Annotated in this window: 16 protein-coding genes and 1 pseudogene; 12 read left to right on the forward strand and 5 right to left on the reverse strand. The window is 73.8% G+C overall.

Features of this window, described 5'->3' with window-relative positions:
* Window positions 1-61 precede the first annotated feature (61 nt).
* The 4 genes from Sri02f_RS13025 to Sri02f_RS13040 all read left to right on the forward strand — a co-directional run bounded on the left by Sri02f_RS13025 (window position 62) and on the right by Sri02f_RS13040 (window position 4,502).
* Window positions 62-1,378, forward strand: a complete 1,317-nt coding sequence (locus tag Sri02f_RS13025) for a multidrug effflux MFS transporter (RefSeq protein WP_109001321.1) — start codon at window positions 62-64, stop codon at window positions 1,376-1,378.
* Entirely contained in the window at window positions 1,306-2,499 is a 1,194-nt protein-coding gene (locus Sri02f_RS13030; RefSeq protein WP_373865098.1) for a serine hydrolase domain-containing protein, read from the forward strand. Before Sri02f_RS13025 ends, Sri02f_RS13030 begins: the two co-directional genes overlap by 73 nt.
* Window positions 2,500-2,644: 145 nt before the next feature.
* Window positions 2,645-3,631 carry a small ribosomal subunit Rsm22 family protein gene (locus tag Sri02f_RS13035; RefSeq protein ID WP_109001323.1) on the forward strand — a complete coding sequence of 329 codons (987 nt, stop codon included), beginning with the start codon at window positions 2,645-2,647 and terminating at the stop codon, window positions 3,629-3,631.
* Between the two features lie 115 nt (window positions 3,632-3,746).
* The gene (locus Sri02f_RS13040) at window positions 3,747-4,502 is read left to right on the forward strand and encodes an SDR family oxidoreductase (protein ID WP_109001324.1); all 756 of its coding nucleotides are present in this window, start codon (window positions 3,747-3,749) and stop codon (window positions 4,500-4,502) included.
* Between the two features lie 342 nt (window positions 4,503-4,844).
* Here Sri02f_RS13040 and Sri02f_RS44055 read toward each other — a convergent pair whose 3' ends face one another.
* From Sri02f_RS44055 to Sri02f_RS13050, 3 genes and pseudogenes are all read right to left on the reverse strand, one after another.
* Window positions 4,845-5,234, reverse strand: a complete 390-nt coding sequence (locus tag Sri02f_RS44055; RefSeq protein WP_373865099.1) for a D-alanyl-D-alanine carboxypeptidase family protein — start codon at window positions 5,232-5,234, stop codon at window positions 4,845-4,847.
* Window positions 5,235-5,289: 55 nt separating this feature from the next.
* Window positions 5,290-5,916 (reverse strand): annotated as a pseudogene (locus tag Sri02f_RS44060) (hypothetical protein); the annotation flags it as partial.
* A gap of 102 nt (window positions 5,917-6,018) precedes the next feature.
* Window positions 6,019-6,345: a hypothetical protein gene (locus tag Sri02f_RS13050; RefSeq protein ID WP_109001325.1), complete on the reverse strand. Its 327-nt coding sequence runs from the start codon at window positions 6,343-6,345 to the stop codon at window positions 6,019-6,021.
* A gap of 250 nt (window positions 6,346-6,595) precedes the next feature.
* On the opposite strand from Sri02f_RS13050, the gene Sri02f_RS13055 reads away from it, so the two are divergent.
* The 5 genes from Sri02f_RS13055 to Sri02f_RS13075 all read left to right on the forward strand — a co-directional run bounded on the left by Sri02f_RS13055 (window position 6,596) and on the right by Sri02f_RS13075 (window position 13,435).
* A complete protein-coding gene (locus tag Sri02f_RS13055; RefSeq protein ID WP_109001326.1) occupies window positions 6,596-7,141 on the forward strand; it encodes a DoxX family membrane protein in 546 nt (181 codons plus the stop codon).
* A 54-nt stretch (window positions 7,142-7,195) separates the two neighbouring features.
* Window positions 7,196-7,606, forward strand: coding sequence for a MazG-like family protein (locus Sri02f_RS13060; RefSeq protein WP_109001327.1), 411 nt, complete (start codon window positions 7,196-7,198; stop codon window positions 7,604-7,606).
* Window positions 7,607-7,743: 137 nt separating this feature from the next.
* The gene (locus Sri02f_RS13065; protein WP_109001328.1) at window positions 7,744-8,601 is read left to right on the forward strand and encodes a hypothetical protein; all 858 of its coding nucleotides are present in this window, start codon (window positions 7,744-7,746) and stop codon (window positions 8,599-8,601) included.
* On the forward strand, window positions 8,601-11,021 hold the full coding sequence (locus tag Sri02f_RS13070; RefSeq protein WP_109001329.1) for a bifunctional serine/threonine-protein kinase/ABC transporter substrate-binding protein: 2,421 nt from the start codon (window positions 8,601-8,603) through the stop codon (window positions 11,019-11,021). The genes Sri02f_RS13065 and Sri02f_RS13070 overlap by 1 nt, the downstream gene beginning before the upstream one ends.
* Window positions 11,021-13,435: a bifunctional serine/threonine-protein kinase/ABC transporter substrate-binding protein gene (locus tag Sri02f_RS13075; protein WP_109001330.1), complete on the forward strand. Its 2,415-nt coding sequence runs from the start codon at window positions 11,021-11,023 to the stop codon at window positions 13,433-13,435. The genes Sri02f_RS13070 and Sri02f_RS13075 overlap by 1 nt, the downstream gene beginning before the upstream one ends.
* A gap of 30 nt (window positions 13,436-13,465) precedes the next feature.
* Here the strand turns inward: Sri02f_RS13075 and Sri02f_RS13080 are convergent, their stop codons facing one another.
* Window positions 13,466-14,938: an APC family permease gene (locus Sri02f_RS13080; protein ID WP_109001331.1), complete on the reverse strand. Its 1,473-nt coding sequence runs from the start codon at window positions 14,936-14,938 to the stop codon at window positions 13,466-13,468.
* Window positions 14,939-14,960: 22 nt separating this feature from the next.
* On the reverse strand, window positions 14,961-15,695 hold the full coding sequence (locus tag Sri02f_RS13085) for a FadR/GntR family transcriptional regulator (protein WP_109001332.1): 735 nt from the start codon (window positions 15,693-15,695) through the stop codon (window positions 14,961-14,963).
* A 205-nt stretch (window positions 15,696-15,900) separates the two neighbouring features.
* Between Sri02f_RS13085 and Sri02f_RS13090 the strand changes: the two genes are divergently transcribed.
* From Sri02f_RS13090 to Sri02f_RS13100, 3 genes are all read left to right on the forward strand, one after another.
* Window positions 15,901-17,358 carry an amino acid permease gene (locus Sri02f_RS13090; protein WP_109001333.1) on the forward strand — a complete coding sequence of 486 codons (1,458 nt, stop codon included), beginning with the start codon at window positions 15,901-15,903 and terminating at the stop codon, window positions 17,356-17,358.
* Window positions 17,359-17,562: 204 nt separating this feature from the next.
* Window positions 17,563-17,835, forward strand: a complete 273-nt coding sequence (locus tag Sri02f_RS13095) for a type II toxin-antitoxin system Phd/YefM family antitoxin (RefSeq protein ID WP_109001334.1) — start codon at window positions 17,563-17,565, stop codon at window positions 17,833-17,835.
* Window positions 17,832-18,089 (forward strand): Txe/YoeB family addiction module toxin, encoded by a 258-nt coding sequence (locus tag Sri02f_RS13100; protein WP_109001335.1) that lies wholly within the window; start codon window positions 17,832-17,834, stop codon window positions 18,087-18,089. The genes Sri02f_RS13095 and Sri02f_RS13100 overlap by 4 nt, the downstream gene beginning before the upstream one ends.
* The last annotated feature ends 20 nt before the right edge of the window (window positions 18,090-18,109 follow it).

Consider the following 18,109-nt stretch of genomic DNA (forward strand, 5'->3'; position numbering starts at 1 on the left):
GTCGGTGTGTTCGAGCTGAGAGCATAGGTGGCCGAGGCGTCGGAGAGGGAGGGGCAGCAGTATGCCGGAGGGTGGGGCCGTACCCGAAGCGCCGCAGGCAGTCGTCCCGGCGCCGCCGCGCGGCCGGCGCAGGACCGGGCTGCTCGTCACGCTCGTCCTGGGCGGGCTGACCGCCACTCCCCCGCTGTCGATGGACCTGTACCTCCCGGCGCTGCCGGAGGTGACCCGCACCCTGCACGCGCCCGCCGCGACGGTGCAGCTCACCCTCACCGCGTGCCTGGCCGGCATGGCGCTGGGGCAGCTGGTGGTCGGTCCGATGAGCGACCGGTGGGGGCGCAGGCGTCCGCTGCTCGCCGGGCTCGCGGTGTACGTCGTGGCGACCGCCCTGTGCGCGCTGGCGCCGACCGTCGAGGTGCTGGTCGCGTTCCGGCTGCTGCAGGGGCTCGCGGGCGCGGCCGGGATCGTGATCGCACGGGCCGTCGTACGGGATCTGTACGACGGCGTGGCGATGGCCCGTTTCTTCTCCACCCTGATGCTGATCTCCGGGGTCGCCCCGGTGGTGGCGCCGCTGATCGGCGCGCAGATCCTGCGGACGACGGACTGGCGCGGGGTGTTCGCGCTGCTCACGGTGGTCGGGCTGCTGCTGGCCGCGCTGGTGTGGTTCCGGCTCCCGGAGACGCTGCCCGCCGAGGGCCGGCACGCGGGCGGGGTCGGCGAGGCCCTGCGTTCGATGCGCCGGCTGCTGTCCGACCGGCGCTTCACCGGCTTCCTGCTGACGGGCGGCTTCGCCTTCGCCGCGCTGTTCGCCTACATCTCGGCCTCGCCGTTCGTGGTCCAGGAGATCTACGGGGCCTCCCCGCAGACGTTCGGTCTGCTGTTCGGCGCGAACTCGGTCGGGCTGGTGGTGGTCGGCCAGATCAACGGCAAGATCCTGGTGGGGCGGGTGCGGCTGGACCGGGTGCTGGCGGCCGGCCTGTCGACGGTGACGCTGGCCGCGACCGCGCTGCTGCTGATGACGACCGGCGTGTTCGGCGACGTCGGGCTGGCTCCGGTGGCCGCCGCGCTGTTCGTGCTGATGTCCGCGATGGGCGTGACGCTGCCCAACGCGCAGACGCTCGCCCTGATGCGGGTCCGGCACTCGGCCGGCTCCGCCTCCGCGCTCCTGGGCACCTCCTCGTTCCTGATCGGCGCGATCGCCACCCCGCTCGTCGGCATCGCCGGAGAGCGCACCGCCGTCCCGATGGCCGTCGTCCAGGTGGCCGCCGCACTGGTGGCCCTGGCCTGCTTCGTGGTTATGTGCCGTCCCTGGACGGACGCGGGGACGCAGGACGACGGTCTCCCCGGCCCGGGACCTTCGAGAGCGGGAGAAGAGAGCTGAGCGCACCGAGACTGCGCGTCGACACTCCGGAGCGGGCCGGGCTCGACCCCGGGGAGACGCGGCTGCTGGTCCGTGACGTCGCCGACCTCACCACGGGCGACCGGCCCTGGACGGCCGGCGCCGTCGTGGTCGCCGGGCGCGGCCCGGTGATCGCCGTGCAGGAGGCGGTGGGCTGGGCGGTGCGGTACTCGGCCTACGATCCGGCGGCCGACGCGGGCGTGGAGCTGCCGCCCGGGGCACGGGTCGCGACGACCGTGGACACCCCCTTCGACCTGGCCTCCCTCACCAAGCTGTTCACCTCGGTCGCGGCGGTCCAGCAGATCGAGCGGGGCACCCTCGGCATCGACGCCCGGATCGGCGCCTATCTGCCCGACTTCGGCGCGGCCGCCGCGCACGACGTCACCGTCCGCCAGCTCCTCACGCACACCTCGGGGCTGCCCCCGGAGGCGCCCCTGTACGACTGCGCGGACGACGCGGAGCGGCTGGAGCTGCTGCGTGCGCAGGCGCCGGTCGGCGAGCCCGGCGAACACGTCTACTCCGACCTGAACATGCTGTTGCTGCAGCAGCTGCTGGAGCGGCTGACCGGGCGCACGCTGGACGTCCTGATCCACGAGGGGATCACCCGGCCGCTGGGGATGACCTCGACCGGCTTCGGGCCCTGCCCCGGCGCGGCCGCCACCGAGGACCAGCGCCGGCCGTGGGCGAAGGCGGACCGGGGGATGCTGCGGGGCGTGGTGCACGACGAGAACGCGTGGGCGCTGGGCGGGGTGGCCGGTCACGCGGGCCTGTTCTCGACCGGCCGCGACCTGGCGGTGTTCTGCCGGACGCTGCTGGCGGGCGGTTCCTACGGTCCCGCCCGCGTCCTCGGCCCCGACTTCGTGGAGCTGCTGCTGACGCCGCCGGGGCTGGGCTTCGCGGTGGACCAGCCCTGGTTCATGGGCGAGCTGGCCGGCGAGGGCGCGGCCGGCCACACGGGGTTCACGGGGACCTCGCTGGTCCTCGACCCCGCCACGGACACCTTCGTGGTGCTGCTGGCGAACACGGTGCACCCGGTGCGCAGGGCCCCGGACAGCGCGCCGCGCGCACTGGTGGGGACACGGATGGCGATGGCGGTGCGCTGAGGCCGACGAGCCGGGCGGGACGCACGGGGCGGGAGAGGCGCGAGGTGCGGAGGGGCGCGCGGTGAGGGCGACGAGCCCGGTGAGGGCGACGAGCCCGGTGGGGTGCGCGGCGAGGGAGGGGTGCGCGGCCTGAGAAAATCGGTGCGTGAACCTCTCCGCATCAGCCGCCGAGTCCCTCCGTACCGCCCTCGGAGACCTTCTCGACGGGCTGCCGCCCAAGCAGGCCTCGCAGGCCGTCGACCGGCTGATCGCCAGCTATCGCGGCGCGACCCCGACCGGCGCCCCGATCCTGCGCGACCGCGCGGACGTCGCCGCCTACGCCGCGTACCGCATGCCGGCGACCTTCGAGGCGGTGCGCTCGGCGCTGGAGGCGTTCGCGGACGCGGCGCCGGGATGGACCCCGGACAGCCACGTCGACGTCGGCGGCGGGACCGGCGCGGCGACCTGGGCGGTGAGCGCGACCTGGGAGGGGACCCGCCCGGTGACGGTCCTCGACTGGGCGGAGCCCGCCCTGGCCCTGGGCCGCGAGATCGCCGCCGCGCACCCGCCGCTCGGGGACGTCCGCTGGCAGCGCGCCCGCATCAACGCGTCCCTGGCGCTGGAGAGCGCCGACCTGGTCACCGTCTCGTACGTCCTCAACGAGCTCGCCGCGCCCGACCGGGCCGCCCTCGTGGACGCGGCCGCGTCGGCCGCGCAGGCCGTCGTGATCGTGGAGCCGGGCACCCCCGACGGCTACGCCCGGGTGATCGAGGCCCGCGACCGGCTGATCGCGGCCGGTTTCCGCGTCGCCGCGCCCTGTCCGCACAGCGCGGCCTGTCCGATCGTGCCCGGTTCGGACTGGTGCCACTTCTCGGCGCGGGTCAGCCGCTCCTCCCTGCACCGGCAGGTCAAGGGCGGCTCGCTGCCCTACGAGGACGAGAAGTTCAGCTATGTGGCGGCGGTCCGCTTCCCCGTCTCCCCGGCCCCCTCCCGCGTCGTCCGGCGGCCGCAGATCCGCAAGGGCCAGGTGCTGCTCGACCTGTGCGAGGCCGAGGAGCGGCTGAGCCGTACGACGGTGACGAAGAGGCACGGCGAGCTGTACAAGGCGGCCCGGGACGCCGACTGGGGCGACGCCTGGCCGCCGCTCTCCTGAACGGGCCCCTGCTCAGGCCGGCTTGAGGGGAGGCCCCCGCCTCGGCGTCCACCGCGGTCGGAGGGCGGACGACGTACGGCGCCATGTGCCGGACCACCCCGTACGCTGCGGGCCCATGGATGCGAAGACGAGGATCGCGGTCGTCACGGGCGCCGGTTCCGGCATCGGCCGCGCCGTGGCCGTCGAACTGCTGCGCACGGGCTGGTCGGTGGCGCTGGCCGGACGGCACGCCGAGACCCTGGAGGAGACGGCCGCGGCGGGCCCCGGGGACCGGAGTCTCGCGGTGCGGACGGACGTCTCACGCCCCGAGGACGTGAGCGCCCTGTTCACCGCCGTGCGCGAGCGGTTCGGGCGACTGGACCTGCTGTTCAACAACGCGGGCACGTTCGGGCCGGGGGGCGTGCCGTTCGAGGACCTCCCCTACGACGCCTGGCGGCACGTGGTGGACACCAACCTCAACGGGGCGTTCCTGTGCGCGCAGGGCGCGTACCGGCTGATGAAGGAGCAGGATCCCCGAGGCGGACGCATCATCAACAACGGCTCGGTGTCGGCGCACACGCCTCGCCCGCTCTCGGCGCCCTACACGGCGACCAAGCACGCGCTGACCGGTCTGACGAAGTCCCTCTCGCTGGACGGACGGGCGCACGGGATCGCCGTCGGGCAGATCGACATCGGAAACGCGGCGACCGACATGACGGCGCGGATGCAGACGGGGGCGCTGCAGGCGAACGGCGAGACCGCGCCGGAACCGGTGATGGACGTCGCCGATGTGGCGCGCACGGTGCGGCACATGGCCGAGCTGCCGCTGGAGGCGAACGTGCAGTTCGCGACGGTGCTGGCGACCGCGATGCCGTACGTCGGGCGGGGCTGAGGGAGCCCCGCCGGTCCACGGCTCGTCAACCCGCCAACCTGCACAAGCGGAATTTACCGGTCCGCACCATTGCGGCCGGTAGCAGACCTATGCTCAACTCTCCTACACAAGAACTCCACATACGCAACACGAGAGTTCCGCACGGCGGGACCGTAAGCCATACCGAGGGGGAGGGGCAGCCGTCCCACGGCTGCGGGTGGGGGTGGACCTCGCGAGGGACCGCGAGGTGCACACCGGAGCCGCGGGACGGCTGCCGCACCATCGCCCGACCGGCGGGCACACCGCTCGGGCGGGCGCACCGGCATCGCCCGGACGGCGGCGTCGCCCCGGGCGGGCGCACCGTCACCGCTCGGACGGCGGCGCCTCACGGCCGCGGCGCCTGCGCAGCGCGTACGCGCCGGCCGCCGCCAGCGCGACCACTCCCCCGGCCCCGCCGAGCACACCCCAGCCGCCCGGACCGCCGCCCGCCGACGAGGCCCGCGCCCCGGCGTCCGGCGCCGCCCCCGAGGACGACGCCCTCGTCCCGCCCTCGCTCAACGCGTCCACCAGCGTCCCCACCGCCCTGACCGAACCCCCCTGCGCGAAACCCCAGTCGAGCAGGGCGGCCGCCTCCTCGTAGACGGAGTTGTGACCGCTCGCGGGATGCAGCACGGTGACCACGAGGGTGCGCCCGGCGCGGGTCGCGGCGCCGGCGAAGGTGTTGCCGGCGTTGCCGGTGTAGCCGTTCTTCACACCTCGCCTGCATCTCGGCGACCGTCCTCGCGACCCCGCCGTTCATCCGGGCGAGCACCTGCACGGCGTCGTTGCCCGACCGCAGGAACACTTGCTGCCACAGCTGCTCGACGCTGTAGGCGACCCCGGCCCGGATGCCGACCAGGCTGGAGCCGGGCGGGATGCCGGCCAGGTCGGCGCCGGTCACGGTGTGCCGCTCGGTGCGCGCGAACCTGCCCAGCAGCGTGTCCGCGAACAGCATCTTCAGCGTGGAGGCGGGCGCGAGACGCAGATGCGCCCGGTAGCAGGCCAGCACCTCGCCGCTGTCCTGGTCGGCGAGCAGCCAGGCCCGCGCGGTCAGCTTCCTCGGCAGGGCGGCGCCCCAGTCCGCCTGCACCCCGTCGGCCGCCAGCCGCGCGCCGCCGACCACGGTCCCGGAGGCGGCCGCCGACGTCACGGCGAGCGGGACGGCGCCCAGCGGCGCTCCGGCGGCGAGCGCCGGCAGGGAACGCCGGGACGGACTCGGGGCCGGATACCGGGACGAGCGCGCGGGAGAGGGCGGCGGCGGAGAAGAAGGAGGGGAAGGGGAAGGGTGCGGAGAACGGCCCGTGAGCGACTGCGGAGAACGGCGCGAGAATGCGTTCACTGCGGGACCGTACAAGGGGATCAGGCGAACTGGAAATCGCCACTCAACCCCTTTCACCTGCGAATATCCCCTCCGCGGCCTGGGAGCGACCGAGCCGGCGGCCGCCGCCTCCCGGCTCCTGGCTCTCGACTCCTGGCTCTCGGCTCCGCCACCGGCCCGCTACGCCTGCCCGGTCTCGAACCGGGAGATCCGGCCGTCGTCCTCGACGGTGAAGCTCCAGCGGGTGCGCATCTCGCCCCAGGTGTCGTTGCGGTAGTCCGCGAGGAGGGCGCGCCCGCCGTCCGACTCCTTGGTGACGTCCATGTGGCCGCGCGAGGAGAAGATCTCCCGGTCCGCCCACTCGGCGAGGTCCCGGTCGGAGCCGTCGTCCGCCATGGTCGCGTCGGGGGTGAGGAGCCCGCGGAAGGCCTCCTCGTCGTGCGCGTTGACGGCGGCGACGAAGGCCCGGACGGCGGGGTCGCTGAGTCTGTCGGTCTGAATCGGCATACGGGCCACACTCACACCGCCGACCGCGCCCCGCCACCCGAACGGCTTCCAGGAGAGGCCGGGCGGGTGGGGAGGATGCGACGGTGGAAACGCGGGGAAAGCGTTTCCGAGTGATGCCGGGCAATTCGGAGTGATTCCGGGCGACTGCCGACCGCGCCCACCCGCCCCGCACGTCACCGCCTGTTTCTGCCTATTCCTGCTTGTTCCTGCTTGTTCCTGCTTGTTCCTGCTGTCTGTTCAGGGAGTCATCGTGACCTGTTACGACCGACGTGATCTGGGCCTGCTGCTGCTCCGGCTGGGCACCGGCGGAGTGCTGGCCGCGCACGGCGCGCAGAAGCTGTTCGGCTGGTTCGGCGGCCACGGGCTGGAAGGGACGGGGCAGTTCATGGAGTCCGTTGGCTACGCGCCCGGCAAGGCCAGCGCGACGGCGGCGGGTCTGGCGGAGGCCGGCGGCGGCACGCTGCTGGCGCTGGGGCTGGCCACCCCGGCGGCGGGCGCGGCGGCGGCCGGAGCGATGGCGGGCGCGGCCGCCGTCCACACCCCCAACGGTTTCTTCGCGGCGAGCGGCGGATACGAGCACGCGGCCTCCCTGGGCCTGGCCGCCGCGGGCCTCGCCGTCGCCGGCCCCGGCCGGCTCTCCCTGGACCACGCCCTCGGCCACACGGTCGACCGCGGCTGGATGGTCCCGGCGGCGCTCGGCGCGACGGCGGCCGTCACGGCGGCGGTGGTGGGCCTGCGCAACCAGCGGCTGCGCAGGCGGGCGGAGGGCGAGCAGGAGTCCCTGTTCGACGAGTGAGCCCCGGACCCGCCGGGCCCCCGCGCCGGGGAGGTGACCTGGCAGGCTGCGGTCATGGACACCCCGCCCCCGCAGCCCGCCCCGCGTCACCCTTCGGGAACTTCCGGCCCTGACGGTCCGTGGGCCGGCTCCGACGTCTGGGCCACCGTCGACGCCCTGAGGGTCTGGCTGGACGACCACCGGGCGCACGGCGGCCGCGAGGCCCTGCTGCTGCGCGTGCTGAAACTGTCCGAGGAGGTCGGCGAGGTCGCCCAGGCGGTCATCGGCGCCACCGGCCAGAACCCCCGCAAGGGCGCCGACCACACCTGGGAGGACGTCCAGGCCGAGCTGTGCGACGTGGTCATCACGGCGCTGGTGGCCCTGCGCACCCTGACACCGGACGCCCCGGCGGTCTTCGCCGGACATCTGGCGCGGGTGGCGAACCGGTCCCTGGGGTCGGGGGACACGGACGAACGCCCCGCGTGACGGGGCGGTCCGCCGTGTCCGCAGCAGGCGGCCGTGTCGAACGTTCCCCCGGTTCGCGGAACCGTCCGTCCGCCGACCGCGTGCCTCTGTACGATCACCGCACGCGAAGCGGGGGCGCTGAGGCTGAGGGGGCGGGCATGGTGGACAACGCACGCAGGCGCAGAACGACTTGGCCGGTGCGGGCGGCGGCGTCGGCGGCCGGGGCCGCGCTGCTGGTGGGCGGCTGCGGCGCGGGGGGCGGCAAGGCGGCCGGGCCGAGCCCTTCGGCGTCCGGCCGGTCCGCGACGCCCTCCCCGTCCGGCTCGCCCGCCGCGACGCAGTCCGCCGCCGCGGCGGACGGGAGCACGGCGAAGGCCACGCCGTTCAAGGCGGACCCCGCCAAGCTGCCCCGGACGGGGCCGCAGGCCGAGGCACTGGCGCAGGCGGTCGTGCTGCAGCCGCAGGCCTGGGGCTCGGACTTCCGGGCCCAGCGGCCGGCCGCGAGCACCCCCGGCACCGTCGCCGTGCTCGACGCGGAGTGCCGCTGGCAGCGCCGGCCCCTCCCGAGCACGGTCCTGGCCTCGTCGTCCCGCTACAGCGAACAGCCGGGCAGGGGCGGCAAGGGGACGCTGAAGGTGACGGCGGCGGTCACCGTGCACACCAGCGTCCGGGCCGCCGACGAGCAGTTGGCCACCACCCTGGAGGAGGCGCTGCGCTGCCGGGATCAGCAGGTCCGTACCGACGAGCGGATCTCCGGACTCGCGTCGGTCGCCACTCCCTACGGTCAGGGCGGCAACACCTACGCCGACGACTCGGTGCTGGAGATCGGCTCCTACCTGACCGGGAACAACCCGCAGTCGTACCGCTGGAACGTCGCCCGGCTCGGCTCGGTGACCGTGGCGGTGTCCGTGATGGGCGCCCGGGGTTACAAGGACGACGAGTTGACGCGGGCCGCGTCGTACGCCCTCACCACCATGCTCAGCCGGATCGAGTCCGAGCTCGGGGGGAAGAACTGATGGAGCCGCTGCGTTCGTCCGATCCCGCGCGGATCGCGGACCACCGTCTGCTGGGCCGGCTCGGAGCCGGGGGCATGGGCGTGGTGTACCTGGCGCGCACGCCGGGCGGCGCCCTGGTGGCGCTGAAGGTCCTGCTCGCCGAGTACGCCGAGGAGCCCGGCTTCAAGGAGCGTTTCCGCCGCGAGGTCGAGGTGGCCCGGCGGGTCGACAGCCCTTGGGCGGTGCCGCTGGTGGACGCCGACCCGGACGCCGAGGCGCCGTGGCTGGCGACCGCGTTCGTGCCGGGCCCGTCCCTGGGCGAGGCGGTGGTCGCGCACGGCCCGCTGGCGGAGCCCGGCGTGCGGCTGCTCGGCGCCCGGCTGGCCGAGGCGCTGGGCGAGGTCCACCGGGCCGGTCTGGTCCACCGGGATCTGAAGCCGGGCAATGTGCTGATCGCCCACGACGGCCCCCGCCTCATCGACTTCGGCATCGCCCGCGCGCCGGAGGACACCGCGCTCACCGCGACCGGGCTGGTCGTCGGCACCCCCGGCTATCTGTCGCCCGAGCAGGCCATGGGCCCCGGCGGCGACGGCATCGGACCGGCGAGCGACGTGTTCTCCCTCGGCTGCGTCCTGGCGTTCGCGGCGACCGGCCGGGCGCCGTTCGGCAGGGGGGCGGTCGACGCCCTGCTGTACCGGGCCGTGCACGACCCGGCGGACCTCGACGGGATCCCGCCCCGGCTGCGCGAGGTGGTGGAGGGCTGCCTGGAGAAGGAGCCGGACCGGCGGCCCGAAGCCGCCGAGCTGGTAAGGCGGTTGACGGCCGTCGGCGACCCGCGGGTGCCGTCGGCGGCCGACGGCGGCCCGCAGGACGCGGCCTCCGGATGGCTGCCGGAGCCGGTCGCCCGGCTGATCGCCGAGCGGTCGGCCGCCGCGCTCGCGCTGCCGGACATCGAGCACACCCAGGCCCCGTCCGACGCGCTTCCCGGCTCCGGGCCGGCAGCACCCGACACGGGCGGGACGTCCGGCTCGGGCCCGGCACCCGACACGGGCGGGACGTCCGGCTCGGGACGGCCGGAGGCCGACACCCACGAGACGTCCGGCTCGGAGCGAGCCGAAGGCGACACCCACGGGACGTCGAACTCCGAGCGGGCGGACGCCGACACGCACGAGACGTCCGGCTCGGCGGCGGAGACGCAGGACGCCCGCCCGGCCGGCCGGCGCCGTTTCCTCCTGCTCGCCGGCGGGGCCGTCGCGCTGGCGGCGGCCGGGGGCGGGGGCTGGTGGGCCGCCGCCCGGGACGACGGCACGGGAGACGGCAGCCCCGCCGCCGACGCGCCCTCGCGGCGCCCTGTGCACACCGTCGCGCTGCACGGTGACCTCAGCGGTCCGCAGCGGGACACGGGCAGGGCGCAGGAGCGCGGACTGCGGCTGGCCGTCGCGGAGTTCAACGCGCGCGGCGACGCCCCGTTCACCGTCAAGGTCAGGACCGTCGACGACGGCGGCGACCCCGCGGCCTCGGCCCGGCTCGCGGCGGAGCTGACAAACGACCCGGCGGTCCTCGCGGTCGTCGGCCCGACGACCGACGCCACGGCGCAGGCGGCGCTCGCCAAGTACGACTCCGGGCTGCTGCCGGTCGTCGCCGTGTCCCCCGGCGGGATCAGCCTCGTCCTGCAGGGGTTCCGCTCGTTCCTGCTCGGGCGGCTGCCCGACTCGGTGCTCGGCGTGTATCTCAGCAACTACCTTCGCGGGACGGCCCGCTCGCACAAGGTCGGCCTCGTCGTCGACCGTCCCGCCGGCAACTACGGGACGGACCTCGGCACCGCCCTCAGCACCCAGCTCAGCAACGCGCGGCAGCCGCCGGTGCCGGAAGTGGTCAGCGCGATGCGCCGGGACTTCGGCGCCGCCGTGGACGCGGTGCTCTCCGCCGGCGCCGACTCCGTCTTCTTCGCCGGTCTGCCCGACCGGGGCGCGCTGCTCGCCTCGACGTTGCGGGAGCGCGCCTTCCGGGGTGCGCGGGTGTCCGGCCCGGCGCTGCTCGACGGCCGTTTCCTGACCCAGGCTCAGGAAGCCGCGGAGGACTGGGTGATGGTGGCCCCCGTCATCGACGCGACGGGCAAGCCCGAGGCGAAGAAGTTCGCGGCGGCCTACCGCGACCACTGGAAGGAGGCGCCGCCCCGGTACGCGGCGGAGGCCTACGACGTGACGGGAATGCTGCTGAAGGCTCTGTCCGGGCTGACGGCGAAGAGCAGGACCCGGAAGAACCTGCTGACGGCCGTGCAGACGGGCAAGTACGAGGGCATCACGAAGGCGTTCGCCTTCGAGCAGACCGGCCGGATGGCGAAGACCGGTCTGATGGTCATCGACGGCACCGGCGGCTTCCTCTGGCGGGTCGAGCAGGGTGACTTCGTGTACGGCGGCCCCGCACCGCTCACGATCTGATGGAGCCGCTGCGCTCCGGCGACCCGTCCCGGCTGGGTCGCTACCGTCTGCTGCGGCGGCTGGGCGCCGGCGGCATGGGCGTCGTCTTCCTGGCCCGTGCGCCGGGCGGGGGGATCGCCGCGGTCAAGACGGTCCGTGCCTCGTACGCCGAGGAGCCGGGCTTCCGGGCCCGGTTCCGCCGCGAGGTGGAGGTCGCCCGGCGGGTGGACAGCCCGTGGGTGGTCCCGCTGCTGGACGCGGACGCCGACGCGGAGACGCCGTGGCTGGCGACCGCGTACGTCGCGGGCCCGTCGCTCGCCGAGACGGTGGACGTCTTCGGACCGCTCGCCCCCGCCTCCGTGCGGGTGCTGGGCCTGCGGCTGGCCGAGGCGCTCGCCGCGGTGCACGCGGCCGGGCTCGTGCACCGCGACGTGAAGCCGGGCAACGTCCTGCTGGCCCCGGACGGGCCCCGGCTCATCGACTTCGGCATCGCCCGGGCCCCGGAGGCCACCGCGCTCACCTCCAGCGGTGTGATCGTCGGCTCGCCCGGCTTTCTCTCGCCGGAGCAGGCGCGGGCGCGGGGCGGGGAGATCGGCCCGCCCAGCGACGTGTTCTCGCTGGCCTGCGTGCTGGCGTTCGCCGCGACCGGAGTGCGGCCGTTCGGCGGCGGCGGGGCGGCCGGCATGCTGCTGCGCACGGTCTACGAGGAGCCGGACCCCGCCGCGATCCCGGACGAGCAGGCCACGCTGCTCCGAGCCTGTCTGCACAAGGACCCGGCCCGCCGCCCCACCCTCGCCCACCTGCACGGGGCACTCGAAGAGCGACCCCGGAGAGCGGAAGGAGCGGAGGGAGCTGAGGGAGAGGCAGGAGGGGCCGGAGGGACAAGGGGGACCGGAAGGGCAGGCGGCGCAGGAGGCACCGCAGGCACGGCAGGCACGGCAGGGGCGGCAGGCGCAGGAGGCGCAGGAGGCGCAGGAGGCGCGGGGCGAAGAGGGGATGCGGCCGGGCAGCCGGGCTGGCTGCCCGCGTCGGTCACCCGACTGATCAACGACCGGTCCGCCGCCGTGCTCGCCATCGGCGCCATCGAGCCGACCCAGCTGTCCGCGCCCGCGAACCCGGCGTCCCCCCTGTCTCCTGACTCCCCTGCGCCCCCGGTGTCGCCGGAAGCCGTGACGATGACGGCCGCCACTGCTGCCCCGCCCGCCGCGCCCACCGCGCCGGGCCTGCGCCGCCGCGGATTCCTGCGCCTCGGCTCCACGGCCGGGGTCCTGGCGGCGGGCGGCGGTGCGTGGTGGTGGAGCACCCGCCCCGGAACGGCGACTTCACCTCCGTCCGCCCGAGGGCCGCGCCCCGAAGTCGTCGTGGCGTTCCACGGCGACCTGACCGGTGCCCACAGGGAGAGCGGAAACGCCCAGCTCAACGGTGCCCGACTGGCCGTCGAACAGGTCAACGGCCAGAGCAGCCGCCCCTTCCGCGTGAAGCTGCTCCCCTACGACGACGGCGGCGCACCGGCCCGGGCCGGCAGCCTGGCCTGGCAGCTCACCGGGAACCCGGCCGTCCTGGCGGTCCTCGGGCCCACCACCGACGCGTGCTTCCTCAGCTCCGAGGCCGCTTACACCAAAGCCGCGATGCCGGTGGTGTCGGTCTCGGTGGGCGTCGACACCCTGACCGATTCGTTCGGACCCAACGTTTTCCACTCCCATGCCGCGCTGCACGTCAAGGACGACCTGTTCGCCGCCCCCTGCGTCCGCTATCTCAGCAACCACGCCGACGCGCGCAAGGTGTTCCTGGTGGACGACCGGGCGCAGGGCGACCTCGCCTGGACGCTGTGCGACCAGACCCAGCGCGCACTGCGCCAGGCCGGCCGGGGCTCGACGCTGACCGTCGTCCCCGCCGGGAAGACCGACTACGCGGCGCTGGCCGCGGCGGTGCTGGCCGCGGGCGCGGACGCCGTGCTGAGCACGGGCGACGCGGCACGGACCGCCGGACTGGCGTCCGCCCTGCACGCCGCCGGGTTCACCGGAACCCGCATCGCGACGGAACGCGCCTTCGGCCCCGCGTTCCTCACCGCCGCCGGCGCGGCCGCGAACGGCTGGGTCCTCGCGACCTCCTTCGTCGACCCCGCGGTCCGCTCCTCCGCCCGGGCCTTCGCCGCCGCCTACCGCCGCCGGTTCGGGGCCGCCCCGGGCTGGTACGCGGCGGAGGCCTACGACGCCGTGATGTTCCTGGCGGAGGCGTGCGCGCAGGACGGCACGGCGCTGAGGGAGCGCGGTGCGATCGCCCGCAGGCTCCGCGAGGTCTCCCACACCGGGATCACCCGCACCGTCAGGTACGTGCAGAGCTACGGCTACAACCACGACGCGATGTTCGACTACCAGGTCGCCGACGGCGGGTTCCGCTACCTCGGGCAGTACATGGAGGCCGCGGTCTCGTGAGGCGCGTCGCCGCCGAGGCGGCCGCCGCCGTCACTCCGCGTCGGCGACGACCGATCCGACGCGCTCGGCGAGGCCCGGATCGCGCCGGACCAGGAGGGCCGCGTAACCGACGGCGGCGAGCAGGGCGGCCAGCGCCGCGTACGGGAACCAGCTGTACGGCGCGGGCTGTCCGGGCTTGGCGAGGTAGTACAGCGGGATCAGGACGGCGAGCGTGCCGACCGCGGGCAGCACCACGTGCCGCACGATCCTGAACTCCTGCGGACGGTACCTGCGGTAGTACAGCGGCAGCGCGATGTTGGACGCGAGGTAGACCAGCAGGATCAGGATGGCGCCCAGGCTCGACGACTCGGCGAAGAACACCACCGGGTTCATGGGACCGCCGTCCTCCCCGAGCACATGACCCGCACCCCAGCCGACGATGATCAGCAGCGCGGTCGCGGCGAAGGTGACGATCGCGTTGTTCGGCGTGCGGCGCGTGGGGTGCACATAGCCGAAGAAGGACGGCAGCAGCCCCTCGCGTCCGGCGTTGAACACCAGCCTGGCCTGGGAGTTGATGCCCGCGACCAGCACGCCGAGCGTGGAGGTCAGCCCGCCGACGTAGGCGAGGACGGCGAGCGTCCCGAGGGTGTGCTGGGCGACGTCGACGAAGGGGATCCGGGAGTCGCCGAGCCGCTGCACGTCGTAGCCGAAGCCGGTGACCGTGGCGTAGGAGAAGAGGATGTAGCTCACCGTCATGATCGCGACGGAGGAGAACACGGCGCGGCCGACGTTGCGCCGCGGGTTCTCCGTCTCCTCGGCCAGCGCCGCCGAGTTCTCCCAGCCGATGAACAGGTACACCGCCAGCGGGAAGCCCGCCGCGAGGCCCTTGACGCCGTGGGTGAGGCGGGAGGGCAGGAACGGGGCCGCGGAGAGGTCGCCGCGGTGTTCGACGAGCGTCGCGACCGACACGACGACCAGCACGAGCATCTCGACGCCGAAGAAGTAGCCGGCCCACTTGGTGGACACGCCGATCCCGCGCAGCATCAGCACCACCGACAGGCCGGTCAGCAGCACCGTCCAGATGATCCACGGCAGGTCGACGCCGGTGTAGTGGTTCAGGGTGATCTGCATGAACCCGCCGGAGATCGCGATGACGGAGGCCATCGCGATGATGTAGCCGAGTCCGGCGAGCAGAGCCGTGGTGACGGCGCTGACCGGCCCGAACGTCTTGCCGACGAAGGTGGTGAAGCTGCCCGCCGAGGGGTGGGCCCGGGAGAACTCGGCCAGCGTGTTGCCGAACAGCGCGACCGCCGCGCCCGCCGCGACGATGGTCAGCGGGGAGGCGACGCCCGCGGTGGTGGCGAGGAACGCGAAGCCGAAGAAGAAGCTCATGGCGGGGCCGACGTTGGCCATCGTGGCGGCGGCGATGTCGGCCATGCCGAGGACGCCGCCGCGCAGCCGCTGGGGCGTGCCGCCGGCGCGACCCGACGTCGGCGCCGGTCCGACGGGTCCGTGGTGGGGCATGGCGACAGCTCCTTCGAAGAGGTCAGCGCGGTCCGGCGTGCCGGTGCGCCTTCACCGCTCGTACCGCCGGGTCCATCGCGCCGCGGGCGAGTTCGTCGAGCAGGTCGGCGTGGCAGCGGTTGCGGGCCCGCACGTGCGCGGGGGCCGGCGCGGGCCCCAGCAGGCACTGCCGGCCGAGCAGGTCGGCGGCGAACTCCCGGATCCCGGCGCCGCCGAGCGCCTGCGCGAGGTCGAGGTGGAAGCGCGTCTCCAGTTCGAGCAGCTGAGCCGGGTCGTCGGTCAGGTCCATCTCCTGGACCAGCGCCCGCAGCCCGTCGAGCGGACCGTCGAGCGGGCCGCCGGGAAGCTCGCCGGGAAGTTCGCCGGTGAGTTCGCCGGCGGCGTGTGCGACGAGCCCGCACTCGAGCAGCAGGTGGAACGCGTCCAGCGCGGCCGCCTCCTCCGCGTCGTACATCACGGCGACGACGGCGTCCCAGTCCGTCGCGACGAAGGTGCCGCCCGCCCGGCCACGACGGCGGTCGAGCAGGCCGTCCTGGCACATGGCCTCCAGCGCCCGGCGCACGGTGATCTCACTGATACCGAGCTCCTCGGCGAGGACGCCCGCGTCCGGCAGCCGGTCCCCCGGCGCCACCGAGCCCAGACGCACCCGCAGGGCGATCCGGGACCGGACCAGCTCCGCCCCCGTGGGGCCCCGGCCGGCGAGGACGCGCGTGTCCCAGCCGGTGTAGGGGCCGAACTTGCCCGCTGCATTCACCACGGCGCCACCCTAACGGCCTGCCGAACGGGGTCACGGTGTGGTCCACAGAGGGCTCCCGGAAAGGTGGGGTCCGTGCTGCACGAAAAATAGAGCAAGGTGAACACTTAAACAAGTCTTGTTCTTTTGGATCGTACTGAACTAATTTCCAGACGCCCCCCAGGTCCGTACTCCCCGTCCGTCCGCCCTCCCCTCCATGGATGTCGAGATGACCACAACCGTCCCCAAGACCCCTCCCACCGAGTCCGGTGAGCCCGGCGAGTCCGGCGGCCTCCAGGCCGGACTCAAGAACCGCCACCTGTCGATGATCGCGATCGGCGGAGTCATCGGCGCCGGCCTGTTCGTCGGCTCCGGCTCCGGCATCGCCGCCGCGGGCCCCGGCATCCTCGTCTCCTACGCGCTCGTCGGCGTCCTCGTCGTCCTCGTGATGCGCATGCTCGGCGAGATGGCCGCGGCCAACCCGACCTCCGGCTCGTTCTCCGCCTACGCGGACCGCGCGCTCGGCCGCTGGGCGGGCTTCACCATCGGCTGGCTGTACTGGTTCTTCTGGGTCGTCGTGCTCGCCGTGGAGGCGACCGCCGGGGCCAAGATCCTGGCCGGCTGGATCCCCGCCGTGCCCCAGTGGGGCTGGGCCCTGATCGTCATGATCGTCCTGACGGCCACCAACCTCGCCTCGGTCAGCTCCTACGGCGAGTTCGAGTTCTGGTTCGCCGGCATCAAGGTCGTCGCCATCGCCGCGTTCATCGTGGTCGGCGGCCTCGCGATCTTCGGACTGCTCCCCGGCTCCGACCACCCGGCGAGCGGCTTCTCCAACCTCACCGCGCACGGCGGGTTCCTGCCGCACGGCCCCGGAGCCATCCTCACCGGCGTCCTGATGGTCGTCTTCTCCTTCATGGGCAGCGAGATCGTCACCCTCGCCGCGGGCGAGACCGCCGACCCGCGCGCCGCCGTCACCAAGGCGACCAACAGCGTGATCTGGCGGATCGCGGTGTTCTACCTGGGCTCGATCCTGATCGTGGTGTCCCTGCTGCGCTGGAACGACCCGGCGATCCTCAAGGACGGCTCGTACGTCGCCGCCCTGAGCTCCATCGGCATCCCGCACGCGGCCCAGATCATGAACACCATCGTGCTGACCTCGGTGCTTTCCTGCCTCAACTCCGGCCTGTACACCGCCTCACGCATGGCCTTCTCGCTCGGCCGCCGCAACGACGCCCCGGCCGCCTTCGGCAAGACCAGCGGCCGCGGCGTCCCGCGCCCGGCCATCCTCGCCTCGGTGGTCTTCGGCTTCGTCGCGGTCGCCTTCAACTACCTCTGGCCCGACACGGTCTTCCAGTTCCTGCTCAACTCCTCCGGCGCGATCGCCCTGTTCGTGTGGCTGGTGATCTGCTTCTCCCAACTGCGGATGCGCAAGATCATCGAGCGCGAGTCACCGGAGAAGCTGGTCGTGCGCATGTGGCTCTACCCCTACCTGACCTGGGCGACCATCGCCCTGATCACCTTCGTCCTCGGCTACATGCTCACCGACACGGCCGACGGCGGCGGCCGCGACCAGGTGGTCCTGTCCACGGCGGTGGCCATCGCGGTGGTGGTCTTCGCGGTGGTCCGCGGACGCCTGACGGGGAAGGACAAGACCCGGGAAGCCGCCGACCCGGCCCGCGTGTCCTGACGCTCACGGACGGCAGACGGGAGGGCCGGCGCCGATACCGGGCGCCGGCCCTCCCGACGGGCCCCGTCGAGGCGGCTCCGCCCTTCTGCGAGGGCAGGAAGTCCGAGCCGGGACCGCCGAAGACGCCTCGCCCTGCGATTCGTACAGGAAAGTCGTACCATTGAAGTACCATTTTCCGGTACCACTTGGAGAGAGGCGCCGCAGATGACCATAAGCGCCAGCGAGGCCCGCAAGGACCTCTTCCCGCTCATCAAACGCGTCAACGACGACCACACCCCCGTGCGCATCAGCTCCAAGAGCGGCGACGCGGTACTGATGTCCGCCGACGACTACGACTCCTGGCAGGAGACCGTGTACCTGCTGCGCTCTCCCGCCAACGCGCGACGCCTCATGGAAGCCGTCGCACGGGACAGGGCCGGCGAGGCCGTGATCACCAGGACCATGGAAGAGCTGGAAGAGCTGGCGGGTGACGGGTGAGGGGCGTCGCCTTCGACCCGGCCGGATGGGAGGACTTCCTCTTCTGGCTCAGCTCGGACCGCGCCATGGCCCGCAGGATCACCCGGCTGATCGCCGAGATCCAGCGCACCCCCTTCACCGGCATCGGCAAGCCGGAGCCCCTGAAGGGCGACCTGTCCGGCTACTGGTCACGCCGGATCGACGACGAGCACCGGCTCGTCTACCGGGTGGACGAGAAGGAAGTGAAGATCCTCAAGGCCCGCTACCACTACTGAGGCCACCGTCCCTCGTTGCA

Source organism: Streptomyces rishiriensis (genome assembly GCF_003112535.1).
GTDB lineage: Bacteria > Actinomycetota > Actinomycetes > Streptomycetales > Streptomycetaceae > Streptomyces > Streptomyces rishiriensis.

Excerpts from the sequence above, each read along its gene's own strand:
- Sri02f_RS13065 (WP_109001328.1), top strand. The coding sequence starts at position 7,744 with ATGGTGGACAACGCACGCAGGCGCAGAACGACTTGGCCGGTGCGGGCG.
- Sri02f_RS13025 (WP_109001321.1), top strand. The coding sequence starts at position 62 with ATGCCGGAGGGTGGGGCCGTACCCGAAGCGCCGCAGGCAGTCGTCCCG.
- Sri02f_RS13050 (WP_109001325.1), bottom strand. The coding sequence starts at position 6,345 with ATGCCGATTCAGACCGACAGACTCAGCGACCCCGCCGTCCGGGCCTTC.
- Sri02f_RS13090 (WP_109001333.1), top strand. The coding sequence starts at position 15,901 with ATGACCACAACCGTCCCCAAGACCCCTCCCACCGAGTCCGGTGAGCCC.
- Sri02f_RS13060 (WP_109001327.1), top strand. The coding sequence starts at position 7,196 with ATGGACACCCCGCCCCCGCAGCCCGCCCCGCGTCACCCTTCGGGAACT.
- Sri02f_RS13040 (WP_109001324.1), top strand. The coding sequence starts at position 3,747 with ATGGATGCGAAGACGAGGATCGCGGTCGTCACGGGCGCCGGTTCCGGC.
- Sri02f_RS13080 (WP_109001331.1), bottom strand. The coding sequence starts at position 14,938 with ATGCCCCACCACGGACCCGTCGGACCGGCGCCGACGTCGGGTCGCGCC.
- Sri02f_RS13075 (WP_109001330.1), top strand. The coding sequence starts at position 11,021 with ATGGAGCCGCTGCGCTCCGGCGACCCGTCCCGGCTGGGTCGCTACCGT.
- Sri02f_RS13095 (WP_109001334.1), top strand. The coding sequence starts at position 17,563 with ATGACCATAAGCGCCAGCGAGGCCCGCAAGGACCTCTTCCCGCTCATC.
- Sri02f_RS13070 (WP_109001329.1), top strand. The coding sequence starts at position 8,601 with ATGGAGCCGCTGCGTTCGTCCGATCCCGCGCGGATCGCGGACCACCGT.